Origin of the sequence: Vibrio neonatus (assembly GCF_024346975.1) — a bacterium.
In the GTDB taxonomy this organism is placed as follows: domain Bacteria; phylum Pseudomonadota; class Gammaproteobacteria; order Enterobacterales; family Vibrionaceae; genus Vibrio; species Vibrio neonatus.
In genome coordinates, this window is sequence record NZ_AP024885.1 from 1,643,232 (window position 1) to 1,655,114 (window position 11,883).

Annotated in this window: 12 protein-coding genes; all 12 read right to left on the reverse strand. The window is 44.5% G+C overall.

The window, feature by feature from the left end:
• Positions 1-15: 15 nt before the first annotated feature.
• The 12 genes from tolB to aspS all read right to left on the reverse strand — a co-directional run bounded on the left by tolB (position 16) and on the right by aspS (position 11,882).
• On the reverse strand, positions 16-1,365 hold the full coding sequence (gene tolB, locus OCU38_RS07555) for a Tol-Pal system beta propeller repeat protein TolB (RefSeq protein WP_261822610.1): 1,350 nt from the start codon (positions 1,363-1,365) through the stop codon (positions 16-18).
• Positions 1,366-1,375: 10 nt separating this feature from the next.
• Positions 1,376-2,410 (reverse strand): cell envelope integrity protein TolA, encoded by a 1,035-nt coding sequence (gene tolA, locus OCU38_RS07560; RefSeq protein WP_261822611.1) that lies wholly within the window; start codon positions 2,408-2,410, stop codon positions 1,376-1,378.
• A 13-nt stretch (positions 2,411-2,423) separates the two neighbouring features.
• Positions 2,424-2,867: a protein TolR gene (gene tolR / locus OCU38_RS07565; RefSeq protein WP_261822612.1), complete on the reverse strand. Its 444-nt coding sequence runs from the start codon at positions 2,865-2,867 to the stop codon at positions 2,424-2,426.
• A gap of 3 nt (positions 2,868-2,870) precedes the next feature.
• Positions 2,871-3,554 carry a protein TolQ gene (gene tolQ / locus OCU38_RS07570; protein WP_023403638.1) on the reverse strand — a complete coding sequence of 228 codons (684 nt, stop codon included), beginning with the start codon at positions 3,552-3,554 and terminating at the stop codon, positions 2,871-2,873.
• A 1-nt stretch (position 3,555) separates the two neighbouring features.
• Positions 3,556-3,966, reverse strand: a complete 411-nt coding sequence (gene ybgC, locus OCU38_RS07575; protein ID WP_152819765.1) for a tol-pal system-associated acyl-CoA thioesterase — start codon at positions 3,964-3,966, stop codon at positions 3,556-3,558.
• 346 nt (positions 3,967-4,312) lie between these two features.
• A complete protein-coding gene (cydX, locus tag OCU38_RS07580; RefSeq protein ID WP_017032438.1) occupies positions 4,313-4,423 on the reverse strand; it encodes a cytochrome bd-I oxidase subunit CydX in 111 nt (36 codons plus the stop codon).
• A gap of 13 nt (positions 4,424-4,436) precedes the next feature.
• Positions 4,437-5,573 (reverse strand): cytochrome d ubiquinol oxidase subunit II, encoded by a 1,137-nt coding sequence (gene cydB, locus OCU38_RS07585; RefSeq protein WP_023403636.1) that lies wholly within the window; start codon positions 5,571-5,573, stop codon positions 4,437-4,439.
• A gap of 15 nt (positions 5,574-5,588) precedes the next feature.
• On the reverse strand, positions 5,589-7,178 hold the full coding sequence (gene cydA / locus OCU38_RS07590) for a cytochrome ubiquinol oxidase subunit I (RefSeq protein ID WP_023403635.1): 1,590 nt from the start codon (positions 7,176-7,178) through the stop codon (positions 5,589-5,591).
• A 540-nt stretch (positions 7,179-7,718) separates the two neighbouring features.
• Complete coding sequence (ruvB, locus tag OCU38_RS07595) at positions 7,719-8,729, reverse strand: Holliday junction branch migration DNA helicase RuvB (protein ID WP_021712731.1); 1,011 nt, start codon at positions 8,727-8,729, stop codon at positions 7,719-7,721.
• Positions 8,730-8,732: 3 nt separating this feature from the next.
• A complete protein-coding gene (gene ruvA, locus OCU38_RS07600) occupies positions 8,733-9,347 on the reverse strand; it encodes a Holliday junction branch migration protein RuvA (RefSeq protein WP_261822613.1) in 615 nt (204 codons plus the stop codon).
• A gap of 167 nt (positions 9,348-9,514) precedes the next feature.
• Positions 9,515-10,036 carry a crossover junction endodeoxyribonuclease RuvC gene (ruvC, locus tag OCU38_RS07605; RefSeq protein ID WP_261822614.1) on the reverse strand — a complete coding sequence of 174 codons (522 nt, stop codon included), beginning with the start codon at positions 10,034-10,036 and terminating at the stop codon, positions 9,515-9,517.
• A 70-nt stretch (positions 10,037-10,106) separates the two neighbouring features.
• The gene (gene aspS, locus OCU38_RS07610; protein WP_261822615.1) at positions 10,107-11,882 is read right to left on the reverse strand and encodes an aspartate--tRNA ligase; all 1,776 of its coding nucleotides are present in this window, start codon (positions 11,880-11,882) and stop codon (positions 10,107-10,109) included.
• Between the last annotated feature and the right edge of the window lies 1 nt (position 11,883).

The following is an 11,883-nucleotide window of genomic DNA, read 5'->3' on the forward strand; positions in this document are numbered from 1 at the left end:
GTTGTTGCGAAACGATTACAAAAACGGTGACCAAGCGGGTGCTCTTACACGCCCATTGGTTGCTGGTAGTCTGGCTTTAAAACGCCCATCAATAGAAACCATTGATAGTACATTATTTTCGTTATACATCGAGCTGTATATCACCATTCCTCCATTCGGAGCTATGCTCGGAGACTCGTCTAGTAGTGTTTTTGTTAACACTTGAACTGCGCCAGTCTCCAAATCTTGTTTTGCCAAATTAAAGCCTGAACGAGATTGATTCACCATAATCATGAAACGTCCATCTGGCGTAATTTGACCACCCAAGTTTTGGTTACCTTGCCAAGTCAACCTCTTACTTGCGCCGCTCGCTAAATTTACTTGATAAATCTGAGGCTTACCACCCCTGTCAGAAGTGAATATTAGCGATTTACCATCTGGGTGCCAAAATGGTTCAGTATTATTTGCGCGACCACGAGTAATTTGTTTTAGCTTTTTAGTCGCCAAGTCCATTGTATACACTTGCAGACTACCGGTTTTAGAGAGTGTTAAAGCCAAAGACTTCCCATCAGGGGAGAATACTGGCGCACCATTGTGACGAGGGAATGACGTTAGCTTCTCTCTTTTGCCAGTATAGATATTCATTAAGTAAATTTCTGAGTGTCCGCTTTGAAAACTGACATAAGCAAGTTGTCTACCATCTGGTGACCAAGATGGGGACATTAGTGGCTGTTTAGAACGTAACACTAAGCGTTCGTTGTAGCCGTCGTAGTCTGCGATTCTAAGCTGATACGGGTAGCTGTCTTTATCATTAACCACTACATAAGCGATGCGAGTTAAAAATGCGCCGCGATCGCCCGTTAACTGCTCATAGACTAAATCTGAAATTCTGTGAGCGTACTCGCGTAAACGTGGCCCTGGCACTGTGGCTTGCTTATTAAATAAGATGTGATCTTTCGAAAGCACTAATTTGCCGTCTTGCAGTGATTTAGACTGACCATTGGTTAGTGCGCCGCGCACTACATCAATCAGTTTGTACTGTACGCGGTATTTGCCATCCCCTGCGTCAGTAATTGTGCCGGTTAACAGCGCATCCACACCCATTGCTGTCCATGCCGAATAATCCACATCCTTATCTTGATAAGGGGTTTGTGGCATTTGGTTAGTTGGGATTGGGCTAAATTTGCCACTGCGCTGTAGATCGGAGACAATCACAGCCGAAACATCGTGTGGAAGTTTACCCGGCCCAGCCCATTTAAATGGCACTATGCCAATGGGACGCGCAGAGTTCACGCCCTCTGTAATCACCAATTCAAGTGAAGCATGGGCAACCGATACGCCCAAACTGCACATCATTACTAAACTTACTAATAATCGTTTAATCACCGGGGTTTCCTTATTCAGGTGCAACGGTTAAGTTAATATTCTTGAGTTTATCAATGGCCGCTTTATCTTTTGGTAGCGGAAAGCTAGCCACTTTTGATACGGCTGTTTTTGCCGCTCGACATAAGCTTGAGTCACCCGAAAGCGTTTTAAGGTCGCTAACCATGAAGGTGCTACCGGCTTGGATCAAGCGTAAATTGACCTTACACTCTTTGCCTTTAAAAGAGTCATCTAACAACAACTCTCGTTGAATCATCTGTTTGTACACTTCGCCCATACGCGAAACTTCATCGGTAATGGCGCGACTACGAGCGCTAGAGTTACTCGCCGCTTCCGCTTCAAGACCAGAGAAAATATCATTTAGCGCTGCTTCTTTCTCTTTACGCTCTTTCTCAAGTTGCGCTAAACGTGCTTTCTCTTTTTTCGCCTTTTCCGCTGCTTCTTTGGCCGCTTTCTGCTGAGCTATTTTTTTCTGCTCGGCTTGACGCGCTTTTTCCGCAGCAGCCTTAGCCGCTTTCTCTTTGGCAAGGCGATCAGCTTCGGCTTTGGCGGCTTTCTTTTTCGCTTCGGCGGCCGCTTTTACTTTTGCAGCTCGCTCTGCTTCAGCCTTTTTAGCCGCTTGCTCTTTCTTTAAACGCTCAGCTTTAGCCACTTTCGCACGTTGCTCTTCTTCTTTGCGCTGACGCTCTTTAAGTTGACGCTGTTTTTCCGCTTCGCGGGCTTTCTTTTCCGCTTGCGCTTTTTGCTCCGCTAAGCGACGAATACGTTTCTCTTCTGCTTTGCGATTTTTTTCCAATTGTTCACTTTGCTCACGCAACTTACGAATGCGCTGCTGCTCGGCTTTTTCCGCCGCTTCTCGCTGCTGACGAATTTGTCGCGCTTGCTGGTGAATCACATTAGGGTCAATCACCACCGCCTCAACCATATTCGGTTTAGGCTCAGGCTTTGACATATTAAATTTTGTGCCCCAAATCAAAGCAATCACTAGCAATAAGTGAATTGCTAGTGATATGACAAGTGATTTAATGAACTTCTTATCTTGTTTCATCGGCTACTGGATTCTATTCCTTGATATCCGTTAACAGGCCAACTTTCGCAATACCTGCTTGGCTTAATTCATCGAGAACTAGAACCACATCTGAGTATGGAGTAGCGGCATCGCCACCCACTGCAACTGGAGAGTTTGGAGAAAGTGCTCTTTCTGCTTTTACTCGCACCACAATATCTTGCAGACTCATGCCGCGTTGCATCTCTTGGTCGTTAACACTCAAACCAAGCTCGCCTTTAGAATTTATCTCAATAATGATAAAACTGTCTTCACTGTCTCCAGCAAGCTCTGAGGCTGGCGTGGCGCTATGCGTCTTAGGCAGATCAACATCGACACCTTGCGTGACAAATGGAGAAGTCACCATAAAGATAATCAGCAGTACCAACATCACGTCGATATAAGGTACCACGTTGATCTCGGCAGTCATCTTACGTTTTTTAGGTTGATAACCCGCCATTAATTAGTCCCTTTCGCTCATTGCTTGACGGTGCAAAATAGCATGGAACTCTTCAGAGAAAGTTGCGTATGAATGCTCAAGTTTACCCACGCGATTACTTAAACGGTTATAAAACATTACCGCTGGAATCGCTGCAAATAGACCCATAGCCGTTGCTATCAATGCTTCTGCAATACCCGGTGCAACCATGGCAAGCGTCGCTTGCTTTACCTGACCAAGAGCAATAAAGGCATGCATGATGCCCCATACCGTACCAAACAAACCGATGTATGGGCTGATAGAGCCGACCGTGGCCAAAAATGGCAAGTTTGTTTCTAGGTTGTCGACTTCTCTTGCCACCGATACGCGCATAGCTCGGCCAGTCCCTTCCATAATGAAGTCTGGAGAGTTAGCGTTAGTGCGGCGCAGACGAGCAAACTCAGTAAAGCCTGAGTAAAAAATCTCTTCAATGCCAGATAAACTGCCTTTGCGCGCTTTCACTTCGTGATAAAGCTTGCCAAGATCTTTACCAGACCAAAACTTATCTTCAAAACGCTCGGTGTGAGCATAAGCGGCAGAGATAACCTTGCTACGACTGATAATCATCGCCCAAGAGGCTATCGACATACCAACCAAAGTTAGCATAACCAACTGAACCAGCAGGCTTGCTTCTAGAATAAGATCAATAAAATTGATTTCTGCGGACACTTTACGATAACTCCGTGATCATGAAACTGGGTATGGCCTGAGGCCTCATTTTAGCGGTATTGATACATGCTACCTTAACCGTAGCTTTGCACAATACTCTGCCTTCTAGATTGACTATCTCTTGACAAAAATCGAGAGAAGCACGCTTAATTTGAGAAATATGTGTTAGTACTGTCAACTCTTGGTCGAGTTTTGCGCCTTGCAAAAAATCGATATCCATATGTCGAACAACAAAACCCAATTCCTGTTGTAAAAGAACCTCTTGCGACACACCAATCACTCGTAACATTTCGGTGCGTGCCCGCTCAAAGTACTTCAGATAATTTGAGTGGTAGACTATCCCACCTGCATCAGTATCTTCGTAGTAAATTCGTATCGGCCAGCGAAATAGCGTTTTTTCGGCTGTTGGCATCGTCTAGGTCCCTGATTTTCTCGCCTGTAATATACACAATGTATCGCTTTATTTTTTATGCAACACTCTTTTTTTGATACATGCAGCAATTTCGCGGTCTAACTGAGCAAAAATTGACTGGTCTGCCATATTATTTAACCAATTCAGAGTGTTTCCGATATAGAAAGTTCAATTTTCAATCTGAACTTGTGCCTTTGCGCCCAACTAATCACCCATAAAATAATGACGCCCAATTATACAGGCATCCATTCCTACTAGGGATGTTTATTGCGCCTAGTAATAAAATTATACAAAAAAGGTCAGAGTGGAAAACCCAACTCTGACCTTCTTTAGAAACGGTAAAGACTTAGTCTTGCTTGTCTTTATCCATCATTTCTGTGTGCTCTAGCCATAGAGCATTGATGATGCCGAAAGCACACGCTAGCAACACACCCAATATCCAAGCAAAATACCACATACTTTATCCCTTCTTAGTAAAGTGAGTTCTTGTTTTCTTCGATGAATTTAGCATCGATGCGACCAAACATTTTGTAGTAAGTCCAGCTGGTGTAAGCCAAAATCACTGGCACCATGACAAAGGCAACCGCCGTCATAATATTCATTGTCAGTTCACTTGAAGTTGAATCCCACATAGTTAAGCTCTGTGAAGGATTCAAGCTTGAAGGCATGATGAACGGGAACATAGACAAGCCTGCGGTAAAGATAATGCCCGCACAAGCCAAGCTTGAGCACAAGAACGCCACAAAGCCTTTTTCACAGCGCGAAGCAATCACAGCCAGTAACGGCATCAATACACCGATAATTGGCGCAGCCCATAATGCTGGGTATTCAGCAAAGTTGTTCAACCAAGCACCCGCCTCTAGCACCACTTCTTTATTAAGAGGGTTAGATGCAGCGTTGTGGTCCATTTGGCTAGTAATGACATAGCCGTCCATACCATGGATGAAGTAACCAGCGATGACAAACAGCAACGCAGTAGTAATACCGGTTAGTTGCGCCACTTTACGTGAGCGAGCATGTACTTCGGTAGTGGTTTTCATCTGTAGCCATGTTGCGCCTTGCAAAATGATCATCGACAAGCTGACTAAACCACAAAGCAGTGCAAATGGGTTTAACAGACCAAAGAATGAACCGTGGTAGCTAGACATCATAAATTCGTTTAGCTGGAATGGCAGTCCTTGTAATAGGTTACCAAACGCTACACCGAAGATAATTGGCGGTACAAAACCACTGATGGAGATAGCAATATCCCAGCTGCTGCGCCACTTTGGATCTTCAATCTTTGAACGGTAATCCAAGCCCAGTGGACGAAGCCACAATGCCGCTAGGGTCAAGATCATCGCAAAATAAAAGCCAGAGAATGACGTAGCGTACACTGTTGGCCATGCCGCAAATAGAGCGCCACCAGCGGTAACCAACCAAACTTGGTTGCCATCCCAGTGCGGCGCAATACTGTTGATCATCACGCGACGTTCGCTGTCTGATTTACCGATGATAGGCACTAATGCGCCTACCCCTAGGTCAAATCCATCAGTCACAGCAAAGCCAACAAACAATATGCCAACTAGCAACCACCATATAAATCTTAAAACTTCATATTCAAACATAATTTCGCTCCCTTATTATGCTTCAACTTGACGATCGATTTTTGCTTTCGCTTCATCATTGTCTTGTTGTTCAAAGTGATAACGACCTGTTTTCAAGCTACTTGGTCCCTTACGAGAGAATTTCACCATCAGATACACTTCGGCAATCAAGAACACAGTGTACAGCGCTAAGATAGCGGCTAGCGATGCCCATAATTGACCAATTGTGAGTGATGACGCTGCCACGTGAACAGGCAAGATTTCACCTACCGCCCAAGGCTGACGTCCAAATTCAGCCACAAACCAACCGGCTTCAATGGCAATCCACGGCAGTGGAATACTCCATAGAGCGGCTTTAAGTAACCAAGGTTTTTGTTCGATTTTTTGACGGCAAGTTTGCAAGAAAGACATGCCAAAGACGAACAGCATGATGAATCCACAACCGACCATTAGACGGAATGACCAGAATAGAGGCCAAACTGTTGGGATTGAATCATCTGCAGCCGCTTGGATTTGAGTTTCGGTCGCATCCACCACTTTATCGGTGTAGCGTTTCAGCAATAAACCATAACCCAAGTCATGTTTTACTTCGTCAAATGCAGCTTTGTTTTCAGCAGAGCGATCCCCTGCGCGCAGTTTTTCAAGCAGTTCATAGGCGTACATACCGTTACGAATACGATCAACGTGCTGTTCGCGAAGATCGCGTAAACCCGTTACCTGAGTGTCCGTTGAACGAGTTGCCACGATACCCATTACGTATGGGATCTTAAGCGCGTAATCGGTTTCCATGGTTTCTTGGTTTGGAATACCAAATGCAGTAAAGGCAGCTGGTGCTGGCTCAGTGTGCCATTCAGCTTCAATTGCGGCCAACTTCACTTTCTGCACGTCACCTAACTCGTAACCAGACTCATCGCCAAGTACGATTACTGAAAGGATGGCAGCCATACCAAAAGAGGCTGCGATAGCAAATGAACGACGAGCAAACGCCACATCACGGCCTTTCAATAGGTAGTAAGAACTGATACCAAGAACAAACATTGCACCTGTGGTGTAACCTGACGCCACAGTATGGACAAACTTAACTTGAGCTACTGGGTTGAATACAACATCAGCAAAGCTCACCATTTCCATACGCATGGTTTCAAAGTTAAATTCTGCGCCCACTGGATGTTGCATCCAACCGTTGGCAATCAAAATCCACAGTGCAGAGAAATTAGAACCTAATGCTACTAGCCAAGTCACTACTAAGTGCTGGCGTTTAGATAGACGTTCCCAACCGAAGAAGAATAGACCAACGAAAGTGGATTCTAAGAAAAAGGCTACTAGGGCTTCAATGGCAAGAGGTGCGCCAAAAATATCGCCGACATAGTGAGAATAGTATGCCCAGTTAGTTCCGAACTGGAACTCCATGGTCAGGCCGGTTGCAACACCGAGGGCAAAGTTAATACCAAATAACTTACCCCAAAATTTAGTCATATCCTTATAAATCTGCTTACCTGTCATCACGTAAACGGATTCCATGATTGCAAGCAGGAAGGCTAGACCTAAAGTAAGTGGTACAAATAGGAAGTGGTACATTGCTGTCAACGCGAATTGCAGTCGCGACAGATCAACGACATCTATCATAAGAACTCCTTGGGGTGTCTTCCTAGACACAGGTTCAATCCAATACCAGTCCAGATAAATAGTGACTCATCATTGAGAGCTAAATTACCTAAACAGCACTGTGGAGTAGTTGATAGAAGAAATTTCTAGCGGCAATCCATGCTGCGTTCAAAAAATAATTAAATATCTATTTCAAGAACAATTATTAGGCAACTTTAACTAAGCAATAATCTGAATCATAACTTATTCGGATTAGCATAAAGCGCAAAAGTTAAAATTAAACAAGAGATGTTAAATAACTGAGTTAATTATTAATTCACTGATAATTAATAATTAAACATTTGTTAAGCATCCTCTAATATATCCAGGCGCTATAGTATAGGTTTAGCTTGTTGGTTTCAAAGGCTTTATTTAAGAAAATTACATTGATATAAATCAAAGAGGATGAATTGATAAAGCGTTTTTATTAAACATAGTCGGTGTATTTTGTAAGCAAAGTTAACAGTTTGGCGGGAGTATTGTCGTACAAATAAAAGGGGGTAACACCCCCTTAACCTTATATTAATCTTTTAGATCAAATCCAAAGTGTAAATAAGCGCGGTCTGTTACAATTCGCCCTCTTGGGGTTCTTTGTAAATATCCTTGCTGAATTAAATAAGGCTCTAATACATCTTCAATGGTGTCTTTTTCTTCACCTATGGCAGCGGCCATATTGTCGAGTCCAACCGGACCACCATTAAATTTCTCTATAATGGCAAGCAGAAGCTTTCTGTCCATATAGTCAAAACCAAGGCTATCGACATCGAGCATGTCCAGCGCTTTATCAGCGATGTCTGAATCAATATGACCATCGCTTTTCACTTCCGCATAGTCGCGCACGCGTCGTAATAGTCGGTTTGCAATACGTGGCGTACCGCGAGCGCGTCTTGCAATTTCCAATGCGCCTTGCGACTCCATCGACAAATTTAAGCAATCAGAACTGCGCTGCACAATGTGTTGCAGATCTTCAACCTTGTAGTATTCAAGGCGCTGAGTAATACCAAAACGGTCTCGAAGCGGAGAAGTTAGTGAACCTGCGCGAGTGGTTGCGCCTATTAAGGTAAACGGCGGTAGATCGATCTTGATAGAACGAGCGGCAGGCCCCTCTCCTATCATGATATCTAGTTGATAATCTTCCATTGCCGGATACAGCACTTCTTCCACCATAGGGCTAAGGCGGTGTATCTCATCAATGAACAATACGTCATTCTCTTCAAGGTTGGTCAATAGCGCGGCCAAATCGCCCGCTTTTTCTAGCACAGGGCCTGAAGTGGTGCGAATATTCACATCCATTTCGTTTGCCACAATATTGGCCAGCGTGGTTTTGCCTAAACCTGGAGGACCAAAAATAAGAAGATGATCTAGGGCTTCGTTACGCATTTGCGCCGCTTTGATGAATATTTCCATCTGTCCACGTACGTGATCTTGACCTTGATAGTCTTCTAATTTTTTAGGGCGAATCGCTCTATCGACCGCCTCTTCGTCTTTAAACGTTGGGTTATCAGGCGCGATCAGTCGGTCTGCTTCAATCATCAATTACACCATAGCTCGCAGAGCTTCTTTAATCAATGACTCGCTGGTCATATCAGGTTTAGCAATTTGTGAAATCGCTTTGGAAGCCATTTGCGGCTTGTAGCCCAGAGCCAATAATGCACTTACCGCTTCATCAACCGCACTTTGATCGCTAGACATATTGTTGTCCATTGGCGCCGCATCCGTTGCAGGAGTAAATAAGTCACCCGCGCCCCAGCCTTTGAGTCGGTCTTTCATTTCAACCACCAGACGCTCAGCGGTTTTCTTACCCACGCCCGGCAACTTGACTAAAGTTGAAATATCTTCGTGCTCAACACAGCTGACAAATTGACTTGCAGTCATGCCAGATAAGATGCCAAGCCCCAATTTAGGGCCAACACCATTGGCTTTAATCACTTCACGGAACAGCGCACGTTCACTGACACTGTTGAAACCATAAAGCAGCTGCGCATCTTCGCGCACCACAAAATGAGTATAAATAATGGCTTCTTGACCAATCTCTGGTAACTCATAGAAACAGCTCATTGGCATTTGTACTTCATAGCCAACGCCCCCCACTTCAATCAATAACTCAGGAGGTTGTTTCTCAATAAGGGTTCCACGTAGACGTCCAATCACGGTCTGATTCCAATAGCTGTTTGCAATGTTATTGATAATAATAAATAACTGGACGGATAGCCAGTACTCAACATCAATAGCGCATAATGATTATGCTTTTTAATTGGATGCAGTAAGGCTGAGATAAAATAGAGGTTAGCTTTTGGATAATACCATTAACAATAGAATTAACGATATCGTCCACGTCTTGCCGAAGTGGCTTTGCCGGCTAAGGCGATGAGCGTTTTATTGGTGTTTGCATGACAAATCGCCACCCCTAAAGCATCGGCAGCATCGGCTTGCGGCTTTGCTGGAAGTTTGAGCATTTGTTGAACCATGTGTTGTACTTGCGCTTTGTCGGCGCCACCCGTACCTACTACCGCTTGTTTGATCAACCTTGCCGCGTATTCATACACTTCAAGATCAGCATTGACCGCGGCAACAATCGCACTGCCTCTGGCTTGACCTAGCTTTAGAGCTGAATCGGCATTTTTAGACATAAAGACCTGTTCAATGGCAAATACATCGGGCTTGAACTGAGTGATGATTTCACTCACCCCTGCGTAAATTTGCTTTAAACGTCCCGGCAACTCTTTTTCTGACATGCGGATACAACCACTGCCTAAATAATGTAGGTGACGGCCATTTTGACGAATCACTCCGTAGCCGGTAATTCTTGAACCCGGATCAATGCCTAAAATAATCGTCATTAATGTTTTCTCTCCCTCAAACAAAAACTCCCGCAACATAGCGGGAGTTTAGACTAATTAATAGCTACAGTTATTCACTGTCTTTTTTCGCAAGTTTAACTGCAATCGCTAACTCTTCAAGTGCGGCAGGGTTTGCCAGACTTGGTGCATCTGTCAGTAGACAAGAAGCATTAGTTGTTTTAGGGAACGCAATTACGTCACGAATGTTTTCAGTGCCACATAGCAACATCACTAGACGGTCAAGACCAAACGCAAGACCGGCGTGAGGTGGTGTACCGTATTTAAGCGCTTCTAGTAAGAAACCAAATTTAAGTTGTTGCTCTTGCGCATCAATACCAAGAATATCAAATACCGCAGCTTGCATTTCTGCATTGTGAATACGAACAGAGCCGCCACCCACTTCGTAGCCATTGATAACCATATCGTAAGCGTTAGAGTTAACGTTAGCTGGATTTTCTTTTAGCTGTTGCGCTGTGATGCCCAGAGGAGAAGTGAATGGGTGGTGCATTGCGTGCAAGTTACCTTCGCCATCTTCTTCAAACATAGGGAAATCAACAACCCATAGTGGTTTCCATGCTGATAGGTCGGTGATTTCAAGATCAACACCTACTTTCAGACGCAGTGCGCCCATCGCTTCAGCAACAACGTTGGCTTTATCTGCGCCAAATAGAATGATATCGCCAGACTCTGCGCCAGTGCGCTCAAGAATGCCGTTGATCACTTCTTCATTTAAGAACTTAGCTACTGGAGACTGAATGCCTTCCATGCCTGCAGCACGGTCATTCACTTTCATCCATGCCAAACCTTTCGCGCCGTAGATACCAACAAATTCAGCATAGCCATCAATTTGTTTACGAGTTAGCTTAGCGCCACCCGGTACACGAATAACAGCAACGCGGCCTTTTTCATCGTTAGCAGGGCCAGCAAAGACTTTAAATTCAACGTCTTTTAAAATGTCAGCAACGTCAACAAGCTCAAGTGGGTTACGTAGATCAGGCTTATCTGAACCAAAACGACGAATCGCTTCGCTAAATGGCATCACTGGGAACTGACCAAGGTCAACATTCAGCAGCTCTTGCCACATGCCGTGCACCATTTTCTCGGTAGTAGCACGAACTTCGTCAGCACTCATAAATGAGGTTTCGATATCAATTTGCGTAAATTCAGGTTGACGGTCAGCACGTAAATCTTCATCACGGAAACATTTTACGATTTGGTAGTAACGGTCAAAACCAGACATCATCAGCAGCTGTTTAAATAGCTGTGGTGATTGAGGAAGCGCGTAGAAGCTGCCTTTTTGTACACGACTTGGGACTAAGTAGTCTCGTGCACCTTCTGGTGTCGCTTTAGTCAGTACCGGTGTTTCGATGTCTAGGAAACCGTTGTCATCAAGGAAACGACGCACGTAGCTAGAAGCTTTTGCACGCAGTTTGATGCGATCGCTCATCTCAGGGCGACGCAAGTCTAGGTAACGGTATTTTAAACGTTGCTCTTCAGAGTTAGTTTGGTTGAAATCAAGTGGTAGCACTTCAGAGCGGTTGATGATTTCTAGACCTTTACAGATCACTTCAACTTCACCCGTTGCCATGTCTTTGTTTACTTGGCTGTCTGGACGAACGCGCACTTCACCGGTTAGCTTGATGCAAAATTCGTTACGCAGTTGGCTTGCCACTTCATGTGCCTGCGCCATATCAGGGTCAACAACGACTTGAACGATACCTTCGCGATCTCGCATATCGATAAAAATAAGGCCGCCTAAATCACGGCGACGGTTTACCCAACCGCAAAGTTCTACAGTTTGTCCTGCAAGGGACTTGTTCAGTTGACCACAATAATGGCTACGCATA

Excerpts from the sequence above, each read along its gene's own strand:
- ybgC (WP_152819765.1), bottom strand. The coding sequence starts at position 3,966 with ATGCCAACAGCCGAAAAAACGCTATTTCGCTGGCCGATACGAATTTAC.
- aspS (WP_261822615.1), bottom strand. The coding sequence starts at position 11,882 with ATGCGTAGCCATTATTGTGGTCAACTGAACAAGTCCCTTGCAGGACAA.
- cydB (WP_023403636.1), bottom strand. The coding sequence starts at position 5,573 with ATGTTTGAATATGAAGTTTTAAGATTTATATGGTGGTTGCTAGTTGGC.
- cydX (WP_017032438.1), bottom strand. The coding sequence starts at position 4,423 with ATGTGGTATTTTGCTTGGATATTGGGTGTGTTGCTAGCGTGTGCTTTC.
- tolR (WP_261822612.1), bottom strand. The coding sequence starts at position 2,867 with ATGGCGGGTTATCAACCTAAAAAACGTAAGATGACTGCCGAGATCAAC.
- tolA (WP_261822611.1), bottom strand. The coding sequence starts at position 2,410 with ATGAAACAAGATAAGAAGTTCATTAAATCACTTGTCATATCACTAGCA.
- cydA (WP_023403635.1), bottom strand. The coding sequence starts at position 7,178 with ATGATAGATGTCGTTGATCTGTCGCGACTGCAATTCGCGTTGACAGCA.
- ruvB (WP_021712731.1), bottom strand. The coding sequence starts at position 8,729 with ATGATTGAAGCAGACCGACTGATCGCGCCTGATAACCCAACGTTTAAA.
- ruvC (WP_261822614.1), bottom strand. The coding sequence starts at position 10,036 with ATGACGATTATTTTAGGCATTGATCCGGGTTCAAGAATTACCGGCTAC.